Annotated in this window: 20 protein-coding genes; 7 read left to right on the top strand and 13 right to left on the bottom strand. The window is 66.9% G+C overall.

Annotated elements, in window-relative coordinates:
- Positions 1-279: 279 nt before the first annotated feature.
- Together AC1MFL_RS09975 and AC1MFL_RS09970 are read right to left on the bottom strand one after the other, a co-directional pair.
- Positions 280-957, bottom strand: a complete 678-nt coding sequence (locus tag AC1MFL_RS09975) for a helix-turn-helix domain-containing protein (RefSeq protein ID WP_479815240.1) — start codon at positions 955-957, stop codon at positions 280-282.
- A 162-nt stretch (positions 958-1,119) separates the two neighbouring features.
- The gene (locus AC1MFL_RS09970; protein WP_479815238.1) at positions 1,120-2,436 is read right to left on the bottom strand and encodes an MFS transporter; all 1,317 of its coding nucleotides are present in this window, start codon (positions 2,434-2,436) and stop codon (positions 1,120-1,122) included.
- A 106-nt stretch (positions 2,437-2,542) separates the two neighbouring features.
- Here AC1MFL_RS09970 and rraA point away from each other — a divergent pair, with 106 nt between their 5' ends.
- The 3 genes from rraA (at position 2,543) to AC1MFL_RS09955 (ending at position 6,427) form a co-directional block, all read left to right on the top strand.
- Positions 2,543-3,019 (top strand): ribonuclease E activity regulator RraA, encoded by a 477-nt coding sequence (rraA, locus tag AC1MFL_RS09965; RefSeq protein ID WP_479815236.1) that lies wholly within the window; start codon positions 2,543-2,545, stop codon positions 3,017-3,019.
- A gap of 103 nt (positions 3,020-3,122) precedes the next feature.
- Positions 3,123-4,784, top strand: a complete 1,662-nt coding sequence (locus AC1MFL_RS09960; RefSeq protein WP_479815234.1) for an MDR family MFS transporter — start codon at positions 3,123-3,125, stop codon at positions 4,782-4,784.
- 191 nt (positions 4,785-4,975) lie between these two features.
- Positions 4,976-6,427, top strand: coding sequence for a sugar porter family MFS transporter (locus tag AC1MFL_RS09955; protein ID WP_479815233.1), 1,452 nt, complete (start codon positions 4,976-4,978; stop codon positions 6,425-6,427).
- Between the two features lie 174 nt (positions 6,428-6,601).
- Here the strand turns inward: AC1MFL_RS09955 and AC1MFL_RS09950 are convergent, their stop codons facing one another.
- The 5 genes from AC1MFL_RS09950 to AC1MFL_RS09930 form a co-directional block, all read right to left on the bottom strand.
- The gene (locus tag AC1MFL_RS09950) at positions 6,602-7,828 is read right to left on the bottom strand and encodes an MFS transporter (protein WP_479815231.1); all 1,227 of its coding nucleotides are present in this window, start codon (positions 7,826-7,828) and stop codon (positions 6,602-6,604) included.
- 51 nt (positions 7,829-7,879) lie between these two features.
- On the bottom strand, positions 7,880-8,356 hold the full coding sequence (locus tag AC1MFL_RS09945; RefSeq protein WP_479815229.1) for a MarR family winged helix-turn-helix transcriptional regulator: 477 nt from the start codon (positions 8,354-8,356) through the stop codon (positions 7,880-7,882).
- Positions 8,357-8,550: 194 nt separating this feature from the next.
- On the bottom strand, positions 8,551-9,699 hold the full coding sequence (locus tag AC1MFL_RS09940; RefSeq protein ID WP_479815227.1) for a mannitol-1-phosphate 5-dehydrogenase: 1,149 nt from the start codon (positions 9,697-9,699) through the stop codon (positions 8,551-8,553).
- A complete protein-coding gene (locus AC1MFL_RS09935) occupies positions 9,699-11,711 on the bottom strand; it encodes a PTS mannitol transporter subunit IICBA (RefSeq protein WP_479815225.1) in 2,013 nt (670 codons plus the stop codon). Before AC1MFL_RS09935 ends, AC1MFL_RS09940 begins: the two co-directional genes overlap by 1 nt.
- A 58-nt stretch (positions 11,712-11,769) precedes the next feature.
- Complete coding sequence (locus AC1MFL_RS09930; RefSeq protein ID WP_301226037.1) at positions 11,770-12,498, bottom strand: TetR/AcrR family transcriptional regulator; 729 nt, start codon at positions 12,496-12,498, stop codon at positions 11,770-11,772.
- 201 nt (positions 12,499-12,699) lie between these two features.
- Here AC1MFL_RS09930 and ptsP point away from each other — a divergent pair, with 201 nt between their 5' ends.
- The 3 genes from ptsP (at position 12,700) to AC1MFL_RS09915 (ending at position 15,197) form a co-directional block, all read left to right on the top strand.
- Positions 12,700-14,385 (top strand): phosphoenolpyruvate--protein phosphotransferase, encoded by a 1,686-nt coding sequence (ptsP, locus tag AC1MFL_RS09925; RefSeq protein WP_479815223.1) that lies wholly within the window; start codon positions 12,700-12,702, stop codon positions 14,383-14,385.
- Positions 14,386-14,442: 57 nt separating this feature from the next.
- A complete protein-coding gene (locus AC1MFL_RS09920; protein ID WP_479815221.1) occupies positions 14,443-14,865 on the top strand; it encodes a helix-turn-helix domain-containing protein in 423 nt (140 codons plus the stop codon).
- Positions 14,866-14,939: 74 nt separating this feature from the next.
- A complete protein-coding gene (locus tag AC1MFL_RS09915; protein WP_479815219.1) occupies positions 14,940-15,197 on the top strand; it encodes a hypothetical protein in 258 nt (85 codons plus the stop codon).
- Between the two features lie 15 nt (positions 15,198-15,212).
- On the opposite strand, the gene AC1MFL_RS09910 is transcribed toward AC1MFL_RS09915, so the two are convergent.
- A complete protein-coding gene (locus AC1MFL_RS09910; RefSeq protein ID WP_479815217.1) occupies positions 15,213-16,433 on the bottom strand; it encodes a PucR family transcriptional regulator in 1,221 nt (406 codons plus the stop codon).
- Between the two features lie 257 nt (positions 16,434-16,690).
- Between AC1MFL_RS09910 and ald the strand changes: the two genes are divergently transcribed.
- Positions 16,691-17,809 (top strand): alanine dehydrogenase, encoded by a 1,119-nt coding sequence (ald, locus tag AC1MFL_RS09905; protein ID WP_479815215.1) that lies wholly within the window; start codon positions 16,691-16,693, stop codon positions 17,807-17,809.
- Between the two features lie 118 nt (positions 17,810-17,927).
- Here ald and AC1MFL_RS09900 read toward each other — a convergent pair whose 3' ends face one another.
- From AC1MFL_RS09900 to AC1MFL_RS09880, 5 genes are all read right to left on the bottom strand, one after another.
- Positions 17,928-18,983 (bottom strand): Gfo/Idh/MocA family protein, encoded by a 1,056-nt coding sequence (locus tag AC1MFL_RS09900; protein ID WP_479815214.1) that lies wholly within the window; start codon positions 18,981-18,983, stop codon positions 17,928-17,930.
- A gap of 113 nt (positions 18,984-19,096) precedes the next feature.
- Entirely contained in the window at positions 19,097-20,806 is a 1,710-nt protein-coding gene (locus AC1MFL_RS09895) for an ABC transporter family substrate-binding protein (protein WP_479815212.1), read from the bottom strand.
- A 49-nt stretch (positions 20,807-20,855) separates the two neighbouring features.
- Complete coding sequence (locus AC1MFL_RS09890) at positions 20,856-23,108, bottom strand: dipeptide ABC transporter ATP-binding protein (protein WP_479815210.1); 2,253 nt, start codon at positions 23,106-23,108, stop codon at positions 20,856-20,858.
- Positions 23,105-24,115: an ABC transporter permease gene (locus AC1MFL_RS09885; protein WP_479815208.1), complete on the bottom strand. Its 1,011-nt coding sequence runs from the start codon at positions 24,113-24,115 to the stop codon at positions 23,105-23,107. Before AC1MFL_RS09885 ends, AC1MFL_RS09890 begins: the two co-directional genes overlap by 4 nt.
- A 2-nt stretch (positions 24,116-24,117) precedes the next feature.
- On the bottom strand, positions 24,118-25,104 hold the full coding sequence (locus tag AC1MFL_RS09880; RefSeq protein WP_479815206.1) for an ABC transporter permease: 987 nt from the start codon (positions 25,102-25,104) through the stop codon (positions 24,118-24,120).
- Positions 25,105-25,145 lie beyond the last annotated feature (41 nt).

Raw genomic sequence — 25,145 nt, 5'->3', positions numbered from 1 at the left:
GGCGTACGGCTCATGGAAGCTCAAGCACAGGGATGCTCAAGATGGTCTGGGGAACGTCAGCTGCGACCCGTGGGGTTGGTGGGTCTGCGGCGAAGCTCCGGGTACTGCAAGCGGCTGGGCCGCTCCGGTTCTCCCAATGGTAGACAACGCAGGCCGGCGGCGACGTGTCGCACGACACATCCGAACAGATGGTGAAACGTTTATCCATCGCTATTAGTGAGCCTGATCACTAAAAAGTGCCGTTACCGCCCAGTAAAAAGTCAGATTGGTCTAGACCAGTTACGCCGTCCGGCGGCTGCATGTCAGTAGAAAACAGGCCTTTTTGAGGTCTTCTTCGGCCTCGAAGAGGGAAAGACGGCGGCATCGGACGGACTGGACCAGTCCAGTGACGGCCAGCAGCAGCACCCGGGAGATGGCGGCGTCGCCGCTCACGGCCGTGACGGCCTTTTCGGCCGCGGAGTCGATCTCGCGGAGCAGCTTCGTGGTGTCGGTGTCCTTGGTGTAGACGGCCTTGTTCAGGCACTGTTCCACGGCCGGCTGCATAAGGCGCATGTGGAAAATTTCCATCACGACGCCGGCCAGCGCCTGGGCGGGGATGCCGCCCTTGGCGTTCGCCGCGGGAGGCGACGCGGAGCGGCCCGCAGCGCGCCCCGCGGACTTTTTCGCGGGGCTGCCCGGCATGCCCGGTGCGACGGCGGCCGGGGCCTGGGCCGCAAGCAGCTCCGTGAGCTGCTTGCGGTAAAGCGCCAGCACCAGTTGTGTGGCTGAGGGAAAGTAGCGGTACAGGGTGCCCAGGGGCACATCGGCCTTGGCGGCGACCTCGGATAGGACGACGGAGTCCAGACCCTTGCGGGCGAACCCGGCCGCCACATCGAGAATCCGGGTGTAGCGGAGCCGTTGCCGGGGCAGGGTGGGCGGAGGGGCCATCGGAGGAAGTTCTGAGGGAAATTCAGGCATCAGCAGCGTTCCGGGGTCGGTTTTCTCGGCAGCCGGGAGGGATCCCCCGCAGCACTGCCGCGGCAATTCCCGTCCACTATACGCCACCCTCCAGGGCCGCCAGCGGGTTACAGGCAGCGCCGGGGATGCCCGGACGAAGTCGCGCCCGCGGTGGGCCCGGAGCTAGTCAACGCCCTTGATTTTCACCACGAACACAGCGCCCAGCAGCCCAATCACCGCGGCGGCCACGTACAGCGAAACGTAGCCTCCCCACATCGTGACGAAGGGGAAAGCGATAAGCGGCGCGAGCACCTGGGGCAGGGAATTGGCGATGTTGAGGACGCCCAGATCCTTTCCGCGGCTTAGTGCCGTCGGCAGCACCTGGGTGATGAGGGCGAAATCCACCGCAAGGTAGCAGCCGAAGCCGATCCCCAGCACGGAGGCGCCAAGGAGTGCCCCCGGCCAGGTCGGCGCGAACGCCAGGATCAGCGAGGCCACTGCGATGATGACGGAGGAGACGATCACGAGCGGCTTCCGCTTCCCCATCCGGTCACTCAGCCGGCCGCCGATCACGCTGGTGATGATCACCATCACGGCATAGAGGCCGGTCAGGATCAGCACACCGAATTCCGGTGCGATGCCCTGCGTCTCCTCAAGATGGACCGCGTCCTTGAGGAAGAAGAGCAGGTAGAGGGTGACCATGTGGTTGCCGATGTTCACCAGGAGCCGGGTCAGCCAGGCCCAGCCGAAGTCCGGGTACAGCACCGGGGAAATCCAGAAGCCCCGGGCGAAGCCAGCCAGGCTGAACGGCGGGCGCGCTCCGGCGGGGAGCGCGACGTCGTCGTTCCTGAAGAAGTACAGCAGGACGCCGGCCAGCAGAGCCGCGGCGCAGACCCAATAGCCGACGGCGAAGTCTCCAGCCACCGCTGCGGCGATCACCGCGCCGACGAGGATTCCGACGGTCTGGCCCATGGCGCCGAGGCCGCCCACCGTGCCGCGCTGGGCCACGGGCACACGGTCCGGAACGGCCGCGGTAATGGCGGCATAGGCCCCGTTGCAGCCCGCCTGGACGAGGCACCAAAGCAGCGTCATGATGGCAACATTGGGTGCCCCGGCGAGGGCGATCAGGGCCGCGGCGCCGAGGATGGCCCCGAAGAGGACCCACGGCACCCGGCGTCCCAGGCGTGAGGTGGTGCGGTCGCTGAACGCACCGAACAACGGATTGGCCACGAGGGACACCGCCGCCCCGGCCCCGGTCACAAGGGCGAGGATGGCCTCTTTGTCACCGGCGCTGAACGCTTCCGCCTGCTGGCCGAGCAGCACCTGGAGCGGGGCGAAGAACGCCGCGTTGATTCCCAGGTTGACGAGGACGACGCCGGCAATCCAGACGGGACGGACAGCCCGCTCGGGCTCGGCGAGCGCAGTCGCGGTCGGGCTTTCCGCCGAGAGGCCGGCGCGGGTTGGGTCCGGAGCTGCTCCGGATAGATCGGACAGGCTCATGTAATTCGGTTCCCCCCGGAAACGGCTGACGCACGCGAGATCAATGTGCAGCCAGACTATCGTGGGGACCACGATCCGCCCGCTATTTCCAGTATGAGGAGAACCGATGGCTGCATCCGCCGTTAACACCGCCGATCTCTATGACGAGCGGGGTGAGGAGCTTGACTCCATGGCCCTGCAGTTCCAGTCGCTCGGCGGGCACACGCATTTCAACGGCCCAGTCCGGACCATCCGCTGCTTTGAGGACAACGCCCTGGTCAAGTCCACCCTCGCGACGCCCGGCGGCGGGGCAGTCCTGGTGGTGGACGGCGGCGGCTCGCTGCGCACGGCCCTGATGGGGGACCTGATCGCGGCGAGCGCCGTCGCGAACGGCTGGGCCGGCGTCGTGATTAACGGCGCCATCCGCGACCGGACGGCAATCGCAGGGCTGCCGCTCGGGGTGAAGGCGCTGGGCAGCAACCCCCGCAAGAGCGCCAAGGCTGGCGCCGGCGAGAGTGACGTGGAACTGGAGATCGACGGCGTCGTCCTCCGGCCCGGCGCGATGATCTGGTGCGACCCTGACGGGATCCTGGTCGAGCGGTAGCCCGCGGGCCGGGAAATCGGTGGAGCGGGAACAAAGCAGCAACTAACATAGTTACTGCAAGCAACCTTCCTGCTTGATCCCCATACTTCCCCCGGGAGCAGTCATGTCCAAGACCACCTCTGTGCGCGCAGCCGGAGAGGTCCTGACGCACCGTCAGACCATCACAGTCATGGTGGGCCTCATGCTCGGCATGTTCCTGTCATCGCTGGACCAGACCATTGTGTCCACCTCGATCTACACCATTGCCAACGACCTGGACGGGCTCTCCCTGCAGGCGTGGGCAACGACGGCGTACCTCATCACTTCGACGGTGAGCACGCCGCTGTACGGCAAGCTCAGTGATATCTTCGGCCGGCGCCCGCTGTACCTCGCGGCCATCCTGATCTTCCTGGCCGGTTCCGTCTATGCCGGTTCGGTCCACTCGATGACCGAACTGGCGATCGCCCGCGGCATCCAGGGCCTCGGTGCCGGCGGCCTGCTGGCCCTCGCCCTGACGATTATCGGCGACATCGTGGCCCTGAAGGACCGCGCCAAATACCAGGGCTACTTCATGTCCGTGTTCGGCATCTCCTCGGTGCTGGGGCCGGTGATCGGCGGCGCGTTCGCCGGCGCGGAGACCATCCTGGGCGTCGATGGCTGGCGCTGGGTATTCTTCATCAACATCCCGATCGGGCTCGCCGCCCTCGCGGTGGTATTCCTCTATTTGCACCTGCCGGCCAAGCACGTAAGGCAGAGGATTGACTACTGGGGCGCCGCTGCCATCACCCTGGCAATCGTGCCGCTGCTGCTCGTGGCGGAACAGGGCCGCAGCTGGGGTTGGACCTCGGTCAACTCCCTACTCTGCATCGGGCTCGGCGTAGTTGGCATCGTCGCGTTCCTGCTGGCGGAGAAACATGCCAGCGACTACGCCCTGATCCCGCTCCGGCTCTTCCGCAACACGACATTCGGCCTTTCCTCGCTGCTGAACTTCATCATCGGCGTCGGCATGTTCGGGGCGATTGCGATGCTCCCTATGTACCTGCAGCTGGTCAAGGGGCTGACCCCGACCCAAGCCGGCTTGATGATGATCACCTTCACCCTGGGCATCCTCACCGGTTCCATCACCGCAGGCCGGACCATTTCGGCGTCGGGGACCTACCGGATCTTCCCCATCCTGGGCACGGCCACCCTGACTGGAGCGGCGGCCGTCATGGGCCTCTCGCTGGGGGTGGACACCCCGCTGTGGGTTCCGGGCGCCATCGCAGTGTTCTTCGGCCTGGGCCTGGGCTTCTGCATGCAGCCGCTCACCCTTGCGATGCAGGTCTCCGTGCCGGCCAAGGATATGGGCGTCGGGACCTCCTCGGCCGCGTTCTTCCGCTCCATGGGCGGCGCGGTGGGCACCGCGGTGTTCATCTCCATGCTGTTCAGCATGGCGGCGGACAAGGTGGCCACCGGGATGAAGGACGCCATGCTGAACGCGGACTACCTCAAGGTCCTCAAGGACCCCGCAGTCGCGGCCGACCCCGCGAACGCGCCGCTGTACGCGTTCTTCAAGAACGGCGCGAGCAGCGATTCCCTCAACGACACGAGCTGGGTGCACCATGCGAACCCGGTCCTGACGCGCCCGATCACCGAGGGCTTCGCCCAGTCGATCGACGCCGTGATGCTCACCGCGGCCGTCCTGACCGGCGTCGCCTTCCTGATCAGCTTCGCGCTTCCGAACAAGAAGCTGACGGACCCGAAGGCCGCCGCCGCGGCCCGGGCAGAGGCCGTCGCGGCCCACTAGGCGAGTCACGGTGCACGCAGGCAGTCCCCCGGGCTGCCTGCCGTTGCTGTTCCCCGGGGCCGGGCCGCGGTGTGAGCAAATTGTAGGTTTTGTCTCACTTTGGCTGTCGGAACGGGTGCCGGGCACACTCCAGTGGAAGACTGGGTGGTCGCGGCGCCAGCCGGGGAACGCAAACGTGCCGAGGGAGCCAGATGACAACCACCCAAGACCAGACCGCAGCCAAGATCCCCCAGAGGGTCATTTGGCTGGCCGTGGCGGGCGCCGTCGGCGGCTTCCTCTTCGGCTTCGACTCCTCAGTCGTCAACGGCGCCGTCGACGCCATCAAGGACGAGTTCGCGCTCAGCGAGGCGGTGACCGGCTTCGCCGTGGCCGTGGCCCTCCTCGGATGCGCAGCAGGTGCCTATCTGGCCGGCAAGGTCGCTGACCGGTACGGCCGCATCCCTGCCATGAAGCTCGGAGCACTGCTGTTCCTGGTCAGCGCGATCGGAACCGGCTTCGCCTTCAGCGTGTGGGACCTCATCTTCTGGCGACTCGTTGGCGGCCTGGGCATCGGCCTGGCCTCCGTGATCGCGCCGGCGTACATTTCCGAAATCTCCCCGCGCCACGTCCGCGGACGACTGGCCTCGCTCCAGCAGCTCGCCATCACCACGGGCATCTTCGCCGCGCTGCTCTCGGACGCCCTGTTCGCAAACTTCGCCGGCGGCGCCGGCCAGGCCCTCTGGTTCGGTCTGGAAGCGTGGCGCTGGATGTTCATGGCCGCCGCCGTCCCCGCCGTCGTCTACGGCTGGATTGCCTTCACCTTGCCCGAGTCACCGCGGTTCCTCATCTTCCAGGGCAAGGACGAGGAAGCCCTCAAAATCTTCCAGTCCATCGCCCCGAACGAGGACACCGACCGCCACCTGCGCGACATCAAGAACGCCATCGAGGAAGACAAGCTCGCCGGCCAGAAGGGCTCGCTGCGAGGCAAGGCCTTCGGCCTGCAGCCCGTGGTGTGGATCGGCATCATCCTGTCAGTGCTGCAGCAGTTCGTCGGCATCAACGTGATTTTCTACTACTCGACCACCCTGTGGAAGGCCGTCGGATTCCAGGAAAAGGACTCCCTGACGATTTCCGTCGCCACCGCGATCACGAACATCCTCGTGACGCTCGTGGCGATCGCCCTGGTGGACCGGATCGGGCGCAGGCCCATCATGCTCGCCGGTTCCATCGGCATGGCCGTCTCACTGGGCACCATGGCGCTGGCCTTCGGCTCAGCCACCGGAACCGGGGACGCAATTTCGCTGCCCGGCGTATGGGGCCCGGCCGCGCTGGTTGCCGCCAACGTCTTCGTGATCAGCTTCGGCGCCTCCTGGGGCCCTCTCGTCTGGGTGCTGCTGGGCGAGATTTTCCCGTCGCGGATCCGCGCCCGCGCCCTGGGCCTCGCCGCGGCCGCCCAGTGGATCGCCAACTTCGCCATCACCCTGAGCTTCCCGGTCATGGCGGCGGCTTCCCTGCCCATGACCTACGCCATGTACGCGATGTTCGCGGCGGCGTCATTCTTCTTCGTGAAGTTCAAGGTGCCGGAGACCAACGGTATGTCCCTGGAGCACGCCGAGACCCTCTTTGTCCCGAAGGGTTCCGCGAAGGCCTCCGCCCAGGCCTGAGACGCACGTGCTGCCCCGCGCGTGAGACGCACGTGCTGCCCCGCGCGTGCGTTTCGACTCCCGAGGTGACAGAAGACGCCCATGTTCTGCGTGAACATGGGCGTCTTCTGTCACCTCGGCGGGACGCGCACCCGGCGGGGCGGGTACCCTGCGGCGGCGGGCGCCGGGCGCCGGCTACACCACGTGGGGCTCGTGTGCTGTGAGGTAGCGGCGTCCGCCGAGGACCACGGCAATTGCCGCCACCATGGCCAGCGCGCCCGCGAAGAAGGGCACCTGCGGCCCGAAGTGCTCGCCCAGCTGCGCTGCGGCAAACGGTGCCATGGCGCCGCCCATCCAGCGCACAAAGTTGTACCCGGCGGAGGCGACCGGCCGCGGCGAATCAGAAACCCCCATGGCCAGCTCCGTGTAGATGGTGTTGTTGACGCCCAGGAGCGCCCCGGAAACCACCACCAGGACGACGACGGCGGGCACCGAGTGCCCGGCAGCCAGCCCCAGTCCCAGGAGGTCCAGCATCAGCAGGGCCAGGGTGCCGGTGAGGACCCGCACGGCCCCGAAACGGTTCTGCAGCACGGGGGCGGCAAAGACCGAGAAGACGGCGACGGCAACACCCCAGCCAAAGAACACACCGCCGATCCCGTAGGCGTCCATGCCGAGGATGAAGGGCGTGAAGGCGAGGACGGTGAAGAAGCCGTAGTTGTAGAACAGGCCGCTGGCCGCCGTCGTCCGGAGTCCTTTGTGCCCCAGCGCGAGGAGTGGATCGCGGAGCCGGACCTTCCGCTCGGGCAGCGGGGTTTTGGGCAGCAGGGCAATAAGGGCGATAAACGCGGAAGCCATCAGCACGGCGGTGCCGAAGAACGGCGCGCGCCACTGCCAGCCGCCAAGCAGTGCGCCCAGAAGCGGGCCCAGGGAAATGCCGAGGCCGAGGGCGGCCTCGTACAGGATGATCGCCGTGCCTGCCCCGCCGCTTGCGACGCCGACAATGACGGCCAGCGCCGTGGCCACGAACAGGGCATTGCCCAGTCCCCAGCCGGCGCGGAAGCCAATGAGCTCGGCCACGCTTCCCGAAGTTCCGGAGAGCGAGGCGAAGACGACGATCACTGCCAGTCCGATCAGCAGCGTCCGTTTGCCGCCGATCCGGGACGAGACATAACCCGTGATCAGCATGGCGACGGCGGTCACCAGGAAATAGCTCGTAAACAGCAGCGACACCTGGCTGGGCGAGGCGTCCAGGTTCTTGGCGATCGCCGGCAGGATGGGGTCCACCAGGCCGATCCCCATGAAGGCGAACACCGCTGCGAGGGCCGTCGCCCACACCGCCTTGGGCTGTTTGAGCAGTGAGGCCTTCTCAGCCTCAAGGGTAACTTCGGCTACCGGCAGGGTGTCGGCGGGCTGGCCGTGCATAGTCGCACTCCTAAATGATGGGATCTAAATTACGGGATTTTCGGTTGAGTATCAGGCCTGAAGCGTCGCGTTGATCTTGCCGATGACCGGCAGGGCGGCCGCGAGGGTGGCGCGGTCCCCCTCCGAAAGGGACGAGAGGATGCCGGCCATAACGGCGTTGCGGCGCTCATTGGCGGATTCGACGGCGGCCCGGCCCGCCGCGGTAAGTCTCACCCGGACAGCGCGGGAATCGTTGGGATCGGGTTCCCGGCGGGCGAGGCCGGCGCGCTCGAGTTTGATGATCTGTTCCGTGGCGGTGGGTACTTTGACGCCCAGGTTCCGGGCGATTTCGCCCACCCTCGCACCGTTGCCTTCACCGGAGGTGGCGTCGGCGCCGTCCATGAGCATTTTGAGGGTGCTGAGCTGGGCGGCGCTGAGTTCGCCGTCGGCGTCCAGGCGGCGGACAAGGTAGATGCTGTGGCGGAGGGCTTCGCGGAAGTCCTGGGCGAGGGCGACGAGGCGCGGGTCAGCCGGTTCACTGTCGTACATAGTTAGGGAGCCTAACAGTTAGGCGCCCTAACGGTCAACGGGAGCTCTCCGCCCTCCGCCGAAGTGACAGTTGGCGCCCATGGTTTGGAGAAGCATGGGCGTCAACTGTCACCTCGGCGGGGGATTAAACACGCCGACGCCGGAGCTCGGGTGAGCTCCGGCGTCGGCGGCTAGGCTTCGGCGATTGATGCGGACTAGACGGCGGCCTTGGCGTCCTCGACCAGGGCGGAGACGGCCGGGAACAGCGGGTGGTCCGGGGCCAGGCCTGTGATCTTGGCGGTGGCGTCCTCCGCGGTCGAGGAGGCCAGGATCTGCCCGAGCTCCACGGCTTCGGCGTCAGCGGGGTCGTTGAAGCGCAGCGCCGCGGCGATCGCGCCGAGCAGCGCCTCCGGGACGATCCCGCGTTCGGCCAGTTCCGCGGCCGGACCGATGAAGCGTTCGTGCCGGCTGAGCTTGCGCAACGGCGCCCGTCCCACCCGGTTCACGGTGTCCGGCAGGTACGGGCTGGAGAAGCGGCCCAGGATCTTCTGGACATAGGCTTCCTGCTCCTCGCGGTTGAAGCCGTGCTTGGCCACCAGCAGCTCTTTCGTTTCGTCCAGGACGGCGCGCACATCGGCGGCGACGTCCTGGTCGGCCATGGCCTCGGAAATCGTCCCCAGCCCGGCCTCGAATCCGAAGTACGCTGCGGCGGCATGCCCGGTGTTCACAGTGAACAGTTTCCGCTCGATATACGGCTCCAGGTTGTCCACGAACGTGGCACCCGGAATGACCGGCGCCGCCGCACCGAACGGGGTCCGGTCAATGACCCACTCGTAGAACGTCTCCACCGTGACATCCAGTCCCTGCCCGCCCTCCTGGTTGGGCACAATCCGGTCCACCGCCGTGTTCGCGAAGACCGCCTTGTCAGCGAGGGCTCCCGCGGCCGGATCCCACTGGGCCGCCACCTCGGACTTCAGGATGTCCGTGGCGTTGATGGCGTTCTCACACGCCATCACCTGCAGCGGAGCCAGTCCGGCAGCCCGGGCGGCGATCCCCTTGGCGATCACAGGGGCCACGAATTTGAGGATGTGCGGCCCGACGGCGGTGGTGACGACGTCCGCCGTCGCGATCTCCGTGACGACGTCCGCCTCCTGGCTGCTGGAGTTCAGCGCCCGGAAGTTCTTCACCGTCCGGACGGTGGGGTGCTCCCCCACCTCGTGGACCTGGTAGCTGTCAGCGGCGGCCAGCCGGGTGATCAGGTCCTCCGCGACATCCGCGAATACCACCTCATACCCCGCGTCGTGCAGGAGCAGCCCCACGAATCCGCGCCCGATGTTTCCGGCTCCGAAATGTACAGCCTTCATTATGAATTGACCTTTCCGAACAGGGCCAGGACTTCCTCAACCGTGGTGGCGGCCTCAAGCTGCGCCACCTGGGCCTTGTTGGTGAAGACCTTGGCGATCGAGGACAGGATGTGCAGGTGTTCGTTGTTGATGCCCGCAACGCCGACCACGAACTTCACTTCCTTACCGTTCCAGTCGATGCCGTTCGGGTAGCGGACCACGGAGACCGCGGACTTCATGATGTGGTCCTTGGCGGCGTTGGTGCCGTGCGGGATGGCGAGGAAGCTGCCCATGTAGGTGGAGACGGATTCCTCGCGTTCGTGCATGGCGTCCAGGTATCCGGCGTCGACGGCGCCGCGGTCCAGCAGGAGCTTGCCGGCCTCGTCGATGGCGGCGTCGCGGCTGGTGGCCGAGCCGTTCAGGACGACGCTTTCCGGCACCAGGATTCCGGCGGGGCCGGTTTCCTCGGGAGCTTCCGGCGTTGCGGCGCCAGCTGCAGTGCCCGCAGCGGCAGCCGGAGCGGCCGGAACGTCGGTTCCGGCCTCCGTGTTGCTTGACCTGACCAGCTCCACGATCTCGTCGTAACGCGGGCTGTTCATGAAGTTGTCGACCGAGACGTGCACGGCGCTGGCGGTAGCCGGCTTGGCCCGTTCCGTCAGGTCCTGGTGCGTGATGACGACGTCGTAGGTGTCGCTGAGGTTCGCGATCGCGGAATTCGTGACCAAGACGCCCGGGAAGCCGGCAGCCTTGATCTTGTTCCGCAGCACCGAGGCGCCCATCGCGCTGGACCCCATGCCGGCGTCGCACGCGAAGACGATGTTCCTGACCGGGCCGGCGAGGACCGCGACGCCGCCGGCGGCAGCACCGGCGGAAGTGCCGGCGGCAGTGCCGGATCCCGTGAGCATGGCGGAAACCGAGCTCTTCTTGCCCTTCATTTCCTCCATCCGGACGGTGGCGGCGCCGAGGGCCTCTTCCTCGGTTGCGCCCACCGGGGTCTTGCTGGCTTTCAGGATCACCGAGGCGATCACGAAGGACACGGTGGTGGCGAACAGCACGGAGAGGGTCACACCGACGTAGCTGTCGCGTGCGGTGGCGGCGTAGACGGCGATGATGCTGCCAGGCGCTGCCGGCGACCGGAGCCCGGCGCCGGTGACCACGAGGGTGAAGATGCCGGTCATGCCGCCGCCGATGGCGGCGAGGATCATGATGGGCTTCATGAGCACGTACGGGAAGTAGATCTCGTGGATGCCTCCGACGAACTGGATCAGGGCGGCGCCCGGCGCGGACGCCTTGGCCAGTCCCGTGCCGAAGATCGAGTAGGCGAGCAGGATTCCGAAGCCCGGACCGGGGTTGGCCTCGAGCAGGAACAGGATGGACTTGCCCTGCTCGAGCGCCTGCTGTGTTCCCAACGGAGTGAGGATGCCGTGGTTAATGGCGTTGTTCAGAAACAGGACCTTCGCGGGCTCGATGAAGATGCTGGTGAAGGGGAGCAGTCCGTTGAGGACGAGGAATTCGACAACTTTGCTGGCGCCGTCGCTGAAGGCCTTCACCACCGGGCCGATCACGAGCATGCCAACGACGGCCATGGCGGCGGCCAGGATGCCGGCCGAGAAGTTGTCGATGAGCATCTCGAAGCCCGGCTTGACCTTGCCTTCCCAGATCTTGTCCAGCTTCTTCATGAGCCAGGCCGTGAGGGGGCCGAGCATCATGGCGCCAATGAACATGGGGATGTCCGTGCCGACGATGACGCCCGTGGTGGCCACCGCGCCCACGACCCCGCCGCGCACGCCATAGACCATCCGGCCGCCGGTGTAGCCGATCAGGAGCGGCAGCAGGAAGGTGATCATCGGCGCCACAAGCTTGGCGAGATCCGCGTTGGGGAAGAAGCCCGCCGGGATGAAGAGTGCGGTAATAATGCCCCAGGCGATAAACGCACCGATGTTGGGCATGATCATTCCGGACAGGAACGTCCCGAACTTCTGGACGCCCACCCGCACGCTGGTGCGGGGTTTCGCAACCGTCTCTGTTGCCATGTGATTTCCTAACCGTCATTCCTGCTGCACCGCAGGATGGTCCGATAATTTCGCGAAGCTAGCTGGTGGAGCTGATGGAGATCCGGTGGAGCCATTCGAGGAAAAGCTTGAGTTCCGAGCTGGAGAGCTGGTCCGAGTGCGATGCCTGCAGTGCCGCGTTCAGGGCGATCGCCGCCACAACCACTGACGATTTCCCGGAATCCTCGGGGTCGCTGTTCTTGGCCTGGTCCGAGGACACCGCAAAGATCATGGCGTCGCGGGTCATGGCAGACAGCTCGAGATTGCGCTCGGGCGCCTTTTCCGTGATGAGCATGAGCGTCACCCCGACGTTGGCAGCCAGAATGCTCCTGGCCGCCTCCCGCGGGGGAACGTTGAGGTGGCCGGCGACGGCGGCCTTGTTCAGCATTTCCTCCATCAGGCCCTCGGCGTCGGCGACGACGGCCGGGCGGCTCTCCGGGCGGATATTGCCAAACATGACCAGGTACAGTTCCGGCTGCTTGAGCCCAAACTGCACGTGGTTGTCCCACATCCGCCGGATATCCTCCAGCGGTTGTCCCGACGGCGCGAAGTCGCGTTCGCCCGCCACGTACTCCTCAAAGCCTGCCGCGACGACGGCGTCGAACAGCCCTTCCTTGTCACCGAAGTGGTGATAGAGGGTCGGGGCGGTGACGCCGGCCAGCTGGGTGATCTGGCGGGTGGATACCGCGCCTCCGGCGGAGTTGGCCAGCAACTCCGCCGCCGCACGCAGCAGGCGCGTCTTTGGCGGAAGCTGGCCATCGAAACTCATAACCGCTACCCTAGCACCTATAGCAACGCTATATGAAGTGCATCACATACAATTTTTTCAGGTGCCGGGAGCCGACCGCTGACGTGGCCGTCGGCAGGCCCACCGGATGGACCGGCCGGAATCTCCGGCCCGGACCGGACGGCCGGCTCCGGCACCTGACACACCGGCCTACCGGCCCACGGCAGAGAATGAGGACCTTCAGTGCAGAACTTCCCAGGAGTAGGCGTCAGCCCCGGCCGCATCATCGGAACCATCCGCCAGATGCCCAAACCTGTCAGCGAGCCGCCCGCCGGCGAGCAGTTGCCGGCCGGCGTCACCGCTGAGGAAGCGACGGCGGCGCTGAAGGCGGCCGCGAAGGCAGTGCACGATGAGCTGAAGGCCCGGGCGCAGACGGTCAGTGGCGACGGGAAGGCGGTCCTCGAGGCCACCGCGCTCATGGCGACGGACACGATGCTCCTGAAGTCGGCTGCCAAACTGATCGGCCGTGGCACCTCGGGCCAGCGGGCAATCTGGGAAGCGGGCGCCTCGGTCTCGGAAATGCTGCATAACCTGGGCGGCTACATGGCGGAGCGCGCCACCGACGTCCTGGACGTCCGGGCCCGGATCGTGGCCGAACTGCGCGGCGTCCCGGCCCCGGGCATCCCGTCCTCCCCCACCCCGTTCATCCTGATCGCGGAGGATCTGGCGCCGGCTGACACCGCCACGCTGGACCCGGAAAAGATCCTGGCGCTGCTCACGGCCGGCGGCGGACCGCAGTCCCACACCGCGATCATCGCCCGCTCCCTGGGCCTGCCCGCCGTCGTTGCCGCCACGGGCGTCGACCAGCTTCCGGACGGCACCGAGGTTTACGTGGACGGCGCAGCCGGCCTGATCACAGTGGATCCCGACGCCTCCCAGCGGGCCGCCGCCGAGCACTGGGCCGCCACGGCCTCGCTCCTGGCGGACTTTGACGGCACCGGCGCGACGGCGGACGGCCATCTGGTGCCGCTGCTCGCCAACGTCGGCGGGGCGAAGGACGCCGTGGCCGCCGCGAAGCTCAACGCGCAGGGCGTGGGCCTGTTCCGGACTGAATTCTGCTTCCTGGAGCGGGACACCGAGCCCACCGTGGATGAACAGGCCGCCGCATACAAGGGCGTCTTCGACGCCTTCCCGGGCAAGAAAGTGGTCCTCCGGACGCTCGATGCCGGCGCGGACAAACCGCTGCCCTTCCTCACCGACGCCACGGAACCCAACCCCGCCCTCGGCGTCCGCGGGTACCGCACCGACTTCACCACACCGGGCGTGCTGGAACGCCAGCTGCAGGCCATCGCCCGGGCCGAGCAGGAGTCCGAGGCGGACGTCTGGGTGATGGCGCCGATGATTTCCACCGCGGAGGAGGCCGCCCGCTTCGCCACACTCTGCGCCGAGGCCGGGATCAAGACCCCCGGGGTCATGGTGGAAGTCCCGTCGGCGGCGCTCACCGCCGAGGCCATCCTCCGGGAAGTGGCCTTCGCGAGCCTGGGCACCAACGACCTCACCCAGTACGCCATGGCCGCCGACCGCCAGCTCGGCCCGCTTGCAGCGCTCAATACGCCCTGGCAGCCCGCCGTGCTCCGGCTTGTCGGCCTGACCGTGGAAGGTTCCGTCGCGGAAGGCCACAACAAGCCCGTCGGCGTCTGCGGCGAGGCTGCCGCCGACCCGGCCCTCGCCGTCGTCCTCACCGGGCTCGGGGTTTCCACGCTCTCCATGACGGCCCGGTCCCTCGCCGCCGTGGCCGCCGTGCTGAAGACCGTCACCCTGGCCGAGGCCCAGGAACTGGCCAAGCTGGCCCTCTCCGCGCCGAGCGCCACCGAGGCCCGCGCCTGGGTCCGGGCGAAGCTTCCGGTGCTCGAGGAGCTCGGGTTGTAGGGACGCAACAGGGCGAAGGCATCGTGAGGCTGAACCGGGGGCGCTAGGATGCACTCCATGACACTGATTGCTCCCCGGGTGACGGCCGCCCTTCCGGCTGAGGACGCCCAGAATCTCCGGTTCGCCCTGACCGGCAGCGACGACATCACGGTGTTCGTCGACGGCACCGTCCACCGGCTGCCGCCCCAGGCCCGGGAGGCCGTCGTGGACCTGCTGGCGCGCTTCGGGCGGGGCGAGGCGGTAACAGTCAGCAGCGTCGAGGAAATGCTGACCACGTCCCGGGCCGCAGAGCTGGCCGGCATCTCGCACACCTATCTGCGGAACATGACGGACCGCGGCGAAATCCCGGTGGAGTACCGGGGCACGCACCGGCGGATCCGGCTCGCCGACATCATGGCCTGGCTGGAAAAGCAGAAGAAGAACAGTACCGCTGACGGCGCCCAGGAGCACGGGGATGACGGTGCCGCCGATGCTTCGTGACGGCGTGATAAGGATCAAACAACGATCCCGGCCCTGCGCGGAAAGGCGGAGAAGGCCGGGGTTACGCTTGGATTGTGGGTAAGTTCAGAGGGTGGCACATCGTGGCCGGCATTGCCGCCATGGTGCTCACAGGCATCCTCGGAACCGCCATGGGGCTGAATAATACGGCTGCCTTCATGTCCAGCTGTGTTGCGTTTGTGGCCGTTTCCCTGTGGGTGGACAGCCGGATTTCGCTCCGCAGGAGGGAAGCAGCGCAGCGGGGGGCGCGGGAAACAGCGCGCGCGGCAGCGCTGGAGGCCGAGCAGCCCAAACGCGAGGGCCGCGGCACCTGAAGCCACTGGACCGGACTAGATCCTGGGGCGCCCCGCCCAGCGCCGCGCCTTCAGTGCCGCGTGGAGTTCCAGCCGCACCATCCCCTTGAGCGGGTCGACGCCGAGCAACTGGCGGATCCTGCCCAGGCGGTTGTAGATGCTGCTCCGGTGCAGGTGCAGTTTGTCCGCTACTTCCTGGACCGAGCCGTCATTGTCGTAGAAAAGCTCCAGCACCGGCAGCAGCTCGTGGTTCCGGTCGTGGTCCTCCAGGATGCGGAAATAGACCGAGCCCGCGTCCGCCCACGCCCCCGCTCCGCCGCCGGCCGAGGCCAGCACCTGGTAGATCCCGGTGGCGCGGCAGTCCACGAGTTCACCCAGCTGCGGGTCCACCGCCGCTGCCTGCGCGGCCTGCCGGGACTGGCGGTAGGCCTCGGCCAGTTCCCGCGGCTTCGCGAAGCCCTCGGAGGTTCCCAGGATGATCCGGTGGACCTGCCGGCCGGCGCGTTTGGCCAGCTCCAGCTGATAGTGGACCAGCACCTGGGCGTGGTCGGCCCGTCCCGTCGATTCCCTGAACAAGACGGCGGCGTGGGTCTCCGTGCCGGCGCTGAACAGGGCGGCGTCGACCCCGATGGTTGCCTGCAGCGCCGCGGAGCGGTGGATCAGCGTGGAGGCGATCGGATCCGCCCCTTCCGCCCAGCCGTCGGCGTCGAGGACCGTCACGAGCTGCCAGGGCCCGCGCCCCTGCACTTCCTTCCAGCCCGCCACCGCGGCGACGGCGTTGGCTTCGCCCCGGCAGGCCGCCAGGAATTCCTGTTCACGGCGGCGGCGGAACTCGGATTCGGCCGTGTTGGAGTCCAGCAGCAGGGCAGAGAGCTGCTCCAGCTCGCCGGCCACCCCGGGCAGCTGGGCGAGCACCGTCGTCGCGTTCGGCTCCTCGGCGTCGAGCTGGACCCAGAGGTACCCCACCCGGAAGCCCCGCACCAGGAGGGGAACGCAGACCCGGCCCAGCATCCCGAGCTCCTCGTTGGCGGGCACGACCACGGGGCGGACCGCCGTCGCGATCCCGTGCGAAAGCTGCCAGGCGCTGACGTCCAACGGGACGCGCTTGCTGAGCAGGAAGTTCACCCGGACCCGGTCGGCGTGCGACTGGTTGGAGCTGTAGGCGAGCAGCAGGCCATCGAGATCCTCGAGCGACAGGCCGCGGCCCAGCTTCAGTGCGACCTGTTCCACGAGCTGTTCGACATCCTGCTGCTGCATGCTGCCAGACTACTGCCGATGCCACCGCCAACGACAATGCCGCGGCTGACACCACCCAACGGACAGCAGGCGACACCTGACGCTTGCCGATTCGACAAATGTCCAGTCCGCCATTTGGAAAAGCCCGGCTTTCCGGGGAAAGCCGATGCTGCCGCGCGGCGGAGCCTGTCGCTTGCCTCACAGCCGGATTTATTCTGGAAGTACGACTTCCCCGCACACACCCAGGCCTATAAGGCCGCCAGCACTGGAGCCCACAAATGATCATCGGTGTCCCCAAAGAGATCAAGAACAATGAATTCCGCGTCGCCATCACGGCTGCCGGCGTGCACGAGTTCCGCACCCACGGCCACTCGGTCCTGGTGGAGCGCGGCGCAGGCCTGGGCTCGGGCATCACCGACGAGGAGTACGCCATCGCCGGCGCCGAGATCGTCGCCGACGCCGATGACGTCTGGGGCCGCGCGGACATGGTCATGAAGGTCAAGGAGCCGGTGAAGGCCGAGTACCACCGCTTCCGCAAGGGCCTGATCCTCTTCACCTACCTGCACCTCGCCGCGGAACCGGAGCTGACGCAGGAGCTCATCAACACCGGCGTCACCGCCATCGCCTACGAGACCGTGCAGGAAGGCCGCACCCTGCCGCTGCTCGCCCCGATGTCAGAGGTTGCCGGCCGCCTGTCCGTCCAGGTCGGCGCCACGTCGCTGATGGCTCCGGCCGGCGGCAAGGGTGTGCTGCTCGGCGGCGTGCCCGGCGTCCGCCCGGCCAAGGTCGTTGTCCTTGGCGCCGGCGTCGCCGGCACCAACGCCGCCGCCATGGCCCTGGGCCTCGGCGCCGACGTCACCATCCTGGACATCAACATCAACCGCCTGCGCGAACTGGATGCCCAGTACCAGGGCCGCCTGAAGACCGTTGCCTCCAACGCCTACGAGATCGAGAAGTCCGTCGTCGACGCCGACCTCGTGATCGGTTCCGTGCTGATCCCGGGCGCCAAGGCCCCGAAACTGGTCACCAACGAGCTCGTCTCCCGGATGAAGCCCGGCTCCGTGCTGGTGGACATCGCGGTGGATCAGGGCGGCTGCTTCGAGGACACGCACCCCACCACACACCAGGAACCGACGTACAAGGTCCACAACACGATCTTCTACTGCGTTGCCAACATGCCCGGCGCCGTTCCGAACACCTCCACCTACGCGCTGACGAACGTCACGTTGCGCTACGCCGTCTCGCTGGCCAACCTGGGCGTCAAGGCCGCCTTCGAACGCGACGCCGCCCTCGCCGCAGGCCTCAACATCGCCGCCGGCAAGGTCGCCCACCGCTCGGTCTCGGAGGCGCACAACCTGCCCCTCGTCGCCGACTGGCACGATCTCGTCGCCGCCTAACCAGCCGACCCCGGCATCGCGGCGCCGCATAGCCCGCACAGCATCGGCTGCTCCGTAACCGCTCTTTGGGACCCCCAAACCGGCAGTTACGGCGCAGCCGATGGCTGTTTAACGGCGCTTAGGCGAGCGCCCGGGCCTGCTCGATGAGCCGCAGCACCTCCACGGGCCCTGACGGATCCACCGGGACAGGCAAGGCCGAAGCCGCCCCGCCGCCGCGGATCTTGTTCGCCAGGATCCGGTAGAACTCCGGGTAGGCGCCGCGCTCGGTGGGCAGCCGGTCGAGGTGGCCGTCCCGGCCGAGGAGCCCGGCCCAGTTCCGGTCCTCGACGCCGTAGTCCGGGTCCAGCGGGCTGCCGCCCGCCGCGATGAACGGCTCCTGCGGGTCAACGCCATGTTTGGTGAAGCCGCCCCCGCTGCCCAGCAGCCGGAAGCGCGGCCCCTGCTGGGCGCAGAGCATGTTCATCCACAGATGGCTCGTGACGCCGGATTCGTGCCGCAGGGCGAGGAAGACGTCGTCGTCGGTCTTCTCCCCTGGCCGCCGGGCGTCCAGTTCCGCGTGAGTGACCGTGGCGGGGCCAAACAGCTGCACCGCCTGGTCCAGCAGATGGGTGCCGAGGTCGAACAGCACCCCGCCGCCGTCGTCCGCCGTCGCGGCGGCCTTCCAGGCCTTGGCGACCGCCGGGGACCAGCGCTCGAAGCGGGATTCGAACCGGGTGACCGTGCCGAGGACACCGCCGTTCAGCAGGCCGCGGACGGTCAGGTAGTCGCCGTCCCAGCGCCGGTTCTGGAAGACCGTGAGTACGCGTCCCAGCCGCGCCGCGAGCCGGATGAGTTCCTCGCCTTCGGTGCTGCGCACGGTGAAGGGTTTGTCGACGACGACGTCGAGCCCGGCTTCCAGCGCGGCTTTCGCGAGCGGAAAGTGCGTGGCCGGCGGTGTGCCCAGGACCAGCAGGTCCAGTTCGCCGGCGAGCCCAAGGATGCCTGCCGGGGTGTCCACGATCCGGGTGCCGGGGTACCGGGCAGATGCGGCGGCCTGCCGGCCGGCGTCGGAGGTGGAGATGAGCGCGAGGGAGAAGGCGGGGTCTGCGGCGAGCAGCGGGGCATGGAAGACGCTGCCCGAGAGGCCGAAGCCTGCAACGGCCGTACGGATGGGCCGGGTGGAGTCGGTTGTCATGGCTCCCACGCTACCCCCGCCCGGCCCCTTCCCCGCCCGGCTTAAACGGCGAAGGCCGGCACCCCGATGCGGGGGTGCCGGCCTTGCTGTATCAGCTGGCTCTTAGCCGGGGACTACTTCTTTTCCCAGCCGAGGGTGGTCCAGTCCGGGACCTGGGACAGGCTCTTGAACAGGGACGGGCCGTAGTTGGCCAGGCCGGTGCGCACAAAGGAGATCTGCGGGCCGTTCATCACCACACCCATGGAGAAGTACTTCTCCATGTGCTTCTTCTCAACTTCCATGGCTGCCTTGTTGCGCTCGGTGTTGTCGGCGATGGTGGAGAGCTTCTTGATCTCGGCGTCCAGTTCGGCGTCGCCCAGTTGGTTCTCGTTCGTTTTGGAATCGTAGAACTGCTTGACGGCGTCGGTCGCGTCCGAGCCTACGGTGTAGCCGGAGACGCTCATGAAGAAGTCGCGGCTGCCCAGGACCTTGCCGAAGTCGGCGGATGCGCGCTGGTCGATGCCAACATCCATGCCGCCGGCCTTCAGCTGGTTCTGCAGCGTCTGCGCGAACGCCAGGGTGGTGGGATCGTCGCCGAAGTTGCTGATCTTGAAGGCGGCGGGGACGCCGTCCTTTTCCATGATGCCTGCGGCGTTGGCCGTGTAGCCGGCGTCGGTCAGGACCTTCTTGGCGGCCTCGGCGCCGGTTTCCTTGACCGGGTAGTTGTCCTGGTAGTACTTGGAGAACGGCAGCAGCATCATCGATCCGGAGCTGGTTTCGTCCCAGTTCAGTCCGTTGAAGCGCACCTTGCGCAGGGCCTCGCGGTCGACGGCGGTGAAGATCGCCTTGCGGACTGCGGCGTCGCTCATCGGCGCCTTCTGCGCGTTGAGGTTCAGGCCGCCGGCGAAGAGGCGCTGGCCACGGCGGATCTCGGAGTTCTTGGAGCCGTCGAGCTGCTTGTAGGGGGTGATGGTGTTTGCGGAAACACCATCGATTTCACCGTTCTTGAAGGCTGCGATGGCGGCGCTGCTCTCGAGCTGGCGGAAAACCACCTTGTCCAGGACCGGCTTGGTGCCCCACCACTTGTCGTTCTGGGCAAGCGTGACCGTCTTGGCGGCACTGTCGTACTGGTCCAGCTTGAACGGCCCGGCCATCCATTCCGGGTGCATGTCGCCGGTGAAGCCTTCGTTGAAGAGCGCCGGGGTGTTCACGGCCGGGTGGACCAGACCGGTGAAGAGGGCGTCCAGCGGGTAGACCGGCTGGGTGGTGGTGACAATGACTTCCTTGGCGCTGGAACCGGCTTTGACGGATTCGACGAACTCGTAGGCGCCGGAACTGACGATGTCAATGTCCTTGTTTTCGCCCTTAAGCATGTTCCAGGTGTTTTCGAAAGTCTTGACGTCGATCGGGGTGCCGTCGTTGTAGGTGGCCTTCTCATTGACCTTGATGGTGATGGTCTGCTTGCCGTCCTTGACCTCGCTTTTGACGTCTTCGCAGAAATCCTTGTTCGGCGTGGCGGTGCCGTCGAAGTCATAGTTCCAGCAGCCCCAGGTGCCGGCCTGGTCGATCGGGCGGTGCAGGGCGGTGTTGTCCGCACTGTTGCCGTTGTTGGAGAACCCGTTGAAGTCCGGACCGATGTTGCCCAGCGGCAGCGTGACAGTGCCGCCCGGCTGCAGGTCCTTGGCGTCCTTCGCGTTGATGCTGATCAGCTTGGCCAGGTCACTTCCCGCGTCCTGGCCTTTCGCGGACGCCGGACCTTGTGCGGCGCCGCCGCCGCCACAAGCGGTCAGCGCGAGCGCTGCAACGACGGCGGTAACGCCGCCGATCTTGGTCAGATTCTTCATGTGTTCCCCTTCATTTTTGGTGCAAGGTGTGATGCGTGTGACTGGTGGGTCAGATTGTTTCGTGGACAACGAGCATGTCCGTGTCCAGTTCGCCGTCCGGGTAGAAACAGGCGAACTGCTGGTCTGTGGCGGCCGCCGGGAACAGGTGTCCGGCCCCGGTGGTTTCCGCGACGGTGGCCAGCCCGGGCTCCTGGTTCAGGCACTTCTCCTGCTTCGCGGGCGGCAGTGCCGCGAACACCGGGCAGCGGGTGGCGAAGTTGCAGCCCATGGGGGCCTCCAGCGGTGAGGGCAGGTCCCCCTGCAGGATGATGCGTTCACGGGTGCGTTCCAGGACGGGGTCCGGAACCGGAATCGCGGAGAGCAGCGCCCGGGTGTACGGGTGGCGCGGATTGTCGAAGACGCTGTCCACGTCCCCGATCTCCACGATCTTGCCCAGGTACATCACGGCCACGCGGTTGGAGATGTGCCGCACCACGGACAGGTCGTGGGCCACCATCAGGTAACTCAGGCCAAGTTCCGCACGGAGCTGGTCCAGCAGGTTGATGACGCCGGCCTGGACGGATACGTCCAGGGCGGACACCGGCTCGTCCAGGACCACCAGTTTGGGGTTCACGGCGAGGGCGCGGGCAATACCGATGCGTTGGCGCTGGCCGCCGGAGAACTGGTTGGGGAAGCGGTTGACGTGGTCCGGCTGGAGGCCCACGAGCTCCATCAGCTCCATGATGCGTTTCCGGATTTGGGGCCTGGCCATGCCGGCGTTCTCGAGCGGCTCGGACAGCACTTCAAAAACAGTGAAGCGCGGGTCGAGGGCGCCGGTGGGGTCCTGGAACACCATCTGGAGTTCCTTGCGCATGGCGCTCTTGGTCTTTGCGTCGGAGGCCTTCTTGTTGCTGAGCCCGCCGATGACCACCTCGCCGTCCTGGTCCTTGTGGAACTCCATGATTTCCAGCAGGGTGGTGGTCTTGCCGCAGCCGGACTCGCCGACGATCGAGAAGCACTCGCCCTCACGGATGTCGAAGCTCAGCCCGTCCACCGCCTTGACGGTGCCGATCCGGCGTTTGATCAGGGCACCCTTCATCAGCGGGAAGTGCTTCCGGACGTCCCGGAGTTCCAGCACGGTCCTGCGTTCCGCGCGCGGGATCGCGTCAAAGTGCGACACCGGAACGGCCGGCGCCCGGAAGACCTCGCGGACGTCCACGTCGGGGCCGAGGGATCCGGTCTTGATGCAGGCGGCCCGGTGCGGCAGTCCGCCGTCCAGGCCGGCACCGGTGACCGGCCGCAGCTCCGGCTCGCCGTGCAGGCAGGCCTCGCTGGCCAGCGGGCAGCGCGGCGCGAAGGAACAGCCTGTGGGGGGATGGATGAGGTTGGGCGGGATGCCCTCAATCGGCACCAGCGAGGACTTTTCGGCCGCGTCAACGCGCGGCACCGCGCCGAGCAGGCCCATCGTGTACGGCATCCGCGGGTTGTAGTAGATGTCGTCGACGCTGCCGGTTTCCACCGGCTTGCCGGCGTACATCACCATGATGTCGTCCGCCATGCCGGCGACGACGCCGAGGTCGTGGGTGATCATCACGACGGCGGCGCCGGTTTCCTCCTGCGCAGCGTGCAACACCTCAAGGACCTGCGCCTGGATGGTGACGTCCAGCGCCGTCGTCGGCTCGTCGGCGATCAGAACGCGCGGGTTGTTCGCGATGGCGATCGCAATCATCACGCGCTGCCGCATGCCGCCGGAGAACTCATGCGGGAATGCCTTGATCCGGTCCTTCGGGCTGGGGATGCCCACCATGCCCAGAAGCTCGACGGCGCGCGCCTCCTTGGCCTGCTTGCTCATGGTGGGGTTGTGCACCGTGAGCGCCTCGACGATCTGGTTCCCGACCGTGTAGACCGGGGTCAGGGAGGACAGCGGATCCTGGAAGACCATGGCGATGTCGTTCCCGCGGTACTGGCACATGGCTTTGTCGCTGAGTCCCAGCAGTTCCTTACCCTGGAGCCGGACCGAACCGGTGATCTCCGCCGTCGGGGGCAGCAGTCCCATGATGGCCATGGAGGTAACGGACTTACCGGAGCCGGATTCGCCCACGATGCCCAGCGTTTTGCCGGCACGGAGGTCGAAATCGATGCCGCGGACGGCGTGCAGCACCCCGTTCTCGGTGTTGAAGCGGACGTTCAGGTCCCGGACGGAGAGCACGGCGTCCGCCGGGGCACCACCTGCGGCGTGCAGCCCGGCGACGTGCAGGCGCTCGATGGCGGAGAGCTCGGAGAGGTCGGCGGACTCGGTGCCGGCGGTCATTTCGTGGCTCATGCGTTCTTCGTCCCTGCGGTCGTCGGTGTCTTGCCGGACTTGCTCTTCCCGGGGTCGCTCCTCTTGGCGCGGCCGACGGAGCTGGAGCTGGGGTCGAACGCGTCACGGAGGCCGTCGTTCATCATGGCGAGCGAACCGGTCAGCAGGAACATGACGGTCAGCGGGACCCAGAACATCCACGGGAAGGTGGAGACCTGGGACGTTGCCTGGCCGATCAGCACACCCAGGCTGACGTCCGGGACCTTGATGCCGATGCCGATGAAGGAGAACGCCACCTCGGCCAGGATCGCTCCGGTGATGCCGCGGGTGATGTCCAGCACCAGCAGTGAGCCGATGTTCGGGACGAGGTGGCGCCAGACAATGCGCCGCGGCGGGATCCCCATGTACTGGGCAGCCTTGACGAAGTCCCGCGTCATGAGCGACATCGAAAGTGAGCGGATGAGGCGGGCCGTCCCCATCCAGCTGAAGACCAGCAGGACGATGATCAGCAGCAGCCAGCTGGGCAGGGACTTCTGCAGGCCGTTGCCGCCGCCGCTCGTGGCCACGGCGACGACCAGCAGGGCCGGCATCATGATCAGGGCTTCGAGGATGAACAGCATGACCTTGTCCGCCTTTCCGCCGAAGTAGGCCATGGTGCAGCCATAGACGGCGGCGATCAGGACCGAGGCGAGACCGACGACGAGGCCAATCAGGATCGAGATCCGGGTGCCCTCCACGGTCAGGGCGTAGAGGTCGATCCCGGCCTGGGAGGTTCCCAGCAGGTGCTCGGCTGACGGCGGCATGCCGATGTTGAACGGGTCGATCGTCTCCTTGTCCCAGCTGGTGAAGAGGCCGCCCACGAAGGAGAAGAGGGTCAGGGCGAGGAAGACGACCAGGCCGACGACGGCTGTCTTGTTGCGCAGGAAACGGCGGAGGATGATCGAGGACTTCGTGATGACGACGTCGCTGTTCTCGATTTTTGCCTCGCCGGCGGCGGCAGCCGGGTCGATGGCACTGAGGTTTGTCATGGTTACTGCACCCGCACTCTCGGGTCGACGAGGGTGGTGGCGAAGTCCGCCAGGATCGCGCCGGTTGCGAAGATCACGGAGCCGTAGGCGAGGGTCGCCGTCGCGGCGTTGACGTCCTGCAGGGTTATCGCGTCAATGCTCCAGGAGCCGACGCCGTGCCAGGCGAAGATCTTCTCGGCGAAGAAGCCGCCGGCGAAGATGGCCGGGATGGTGAAGGCGATGCTTTGCGCCACGGGGATGAAGGACACCCGGAGGGCGTGCCGGCTGATGGCCTGGTTGCGGGTCAGTCCCTTGGCCCGCGCCGTCCGGACGAAGTCGGCGTTGACGTTGTCCAGGAGGTATTGGCGCTGGGCGATCTGGTACGTGCCCCAGCCCACAATCGTGATCGCGAAGGTTGGCACGGCGTAGTGGGCGAGCATGTCAAGGAATTGCGCCCAGCCGCCGCCGTCCAGTCCCGGGGTGGAGATTCCGGTGACAAAGAAGATGCGTTCGCCGACTGTCTCGTTGATGTTGATGGCGCCAAGCTGCACCAGGAAGTAGGCGATCGGCGCGGGGACAATGTAGACGAGGTAGCTGTAGGAGGTGATGACGCGGTCGGAGGCCTTGTACTGCCGCGCCGCCGTGTACACGCCCAGGGCGACGCCGATGATCAGGGTCAGGACGATGGAGGCCAGGAACAGCCGGGTCGAGATCCAGACCCGGTCACCGAATTCGGCGTTGATGAAGGCACCGTTGGGGCTGCGCCCCCAGTCCCAGCGGGTGACGATCGCCGTGAGCCACTCCACGTAGCGCTCCCACGGGCTCAGGTCCGGGTCGAGTCCCTTGAGGCGGAAGGAGTTCGCCACTTGCTCGGGGGTGGGCCGCGGAATGCGTTCCTGTTCCAGCAGCGCGGGCTGCAGGGTGTTGACGGCCAGGAAGTATCCGGCTGTGGTGGTCAGGAAGATCATGAAGACATACGTGAGGGCACGTTTGGCGAGGTATCGGATCATGGGGCGGCTAGTTCTGGATCGCCGTTGCCTGTGCGGTGCCT

The sequence above is a fragment of the Arthrobacter sp. BG3 genome (assembly GCF_056680185.1).
This window is presented reverse-complemented; position numbering and strand designations above follow the sequence as displayed.

What these genes read in the sequence shown, in the direction of transcription:
- AC1MFL_RS09895 (WP_479815212.1), bottom strand. Translation starts at nt 20,806, where the DNA reads ATGAAGAATCTGACCAAGATCGGCGGCGTTACCGCCGTCGTTGCAGCG.
- AC1MFL_RS09935 (WP_479815225.1), bottom strand. Translation starts at nt 11,711, where the DNA reads ATGGCAACAGAGACGGTTGCGAAACCCCGCACCAGCGTGCGGGTGGGC.
- AC1MFL_RS09880 (WP_479815206.1), bottom strand. Translation starts at nt 25,104, where the DNA reads ATGATCCGATACCTCGCCAAACGTGCCCTCACGTATGTCTTCATGATC.
- AC1MFL_RS09910 (WP_479815217.1), bottom strand. Translation starts at nt 16,433, where the DNA reads ATGCAGCAGCAGGATGTCGAACAGCTCGTGGAACAGGTCGCACTGAAG.
- ald (WP_479815215.1), top strand. Translation starts at nt 16,691, where the DNA reads ATGATCATCGGTGTCCCCAAAGAGATCAAGAACAATGAATTCCGCGTC.
- AC1MFL_RS09890 (WP_479815210.1), bottom strand. Translation starts at nt 23,108, where the DNA reads ATGAGCCACGAAATGACCGCCGGCACCGAGTCCGCCGACCTCTCCGAG.
- AC1MFL_RS09960 (WP_479815234.1), top strand. Translation starts at nt 3,123, where the DNA reads ATGTCCAAGACCACCTCTGTGCGCGCAGCCGGAGAGGTCCTGACGCAC.
- rraA (WP_479815236.1), top strand. Translation starts at nt 2,543, where the DNA reads ATGGCTGCATCCGCCGTTAACACCGCCGATCTCTATGACGAGCGGGGT.
- AC1MFL_RS09920 (WP_479815221.1), top strand. Translation starts at nt 14,443, where the DNA reads ATGACACTGATTGCTCCCCGGGTGACGGCCGCCCTTCCGGCTGAGGAC.
- AC1MFL_RS09950 (WP_479815231.1), bottom strand. Translation starts at nt 7,828, where the DNA reads ATGCACGGCCAGCCCGCCGACACCCTGCCGGTAGCCGAAGTTACCCTT.
- AC1MFL_RS09975 (WP_479815240.1), bottom strand. Translation starts at nt 957, where the DNA reads ATGCCTGAATTTCCCTCAGAACTTCCTCCGATGGCCCCTCCGCCCACC.
- AC1MFL_RS09940 (WP_479815227.1), bottom strand. Translation starts at nt 9,699, where the DNA reads ATGAAGGCTGTACATTTCGGAGCCGGAAACATCGGGCGCGGATTCGTG.
- AC1MFL_RS09970 (WP_479815238.1), bottom strand. Translation starts at nt 2,436, where the DNA reads ATGAGCCTGTCCGATCTATCCGGAGCAGCTCCGGACCCAACCCGCGCC.
- AC1MFL_RS09955 (WP_479815233.1), top strand. Translation starts at nt 4,976, where the DNA reads ATGACAACCACCCAAGACCAGACCGCAGCCAAGATCCCCCAGAGGGTC.
- AC1MFL_RS09945 (WP_479815229.1), bottom strand. Translation starts at nt 8,356, where the DNA reads ATGTACGACAGTGAACCGGCTGACCCGCGCCTCGTCGCCCTCGCCCAG.
- AC1MFL_RS09885 (WP_479815208.1), bottom strand. Translation starts at nt 24,115, where the DNA reads ATGACAAACCTCAGTGCCATCGACCCGGCTGCCGCCGCCGGCGAGGCA.
- AC1MFL_RS09930 (WP_301226037.1), bottom strand. Translation starts at nt 12,498, where the DNA reads ATGAGTTTCGATGGCCAGCTTCCGCCAAAGACGCGCCTGCTGCGTGCG.
- AC1MFL_RS09900 (WP_479815214.1), bottom strand. Translation starts at nt 18,983, where the DNA reads ATGACAACCGACTCCACCCGGCCCATCCGTACGGCCGTTGCAGGCTTC.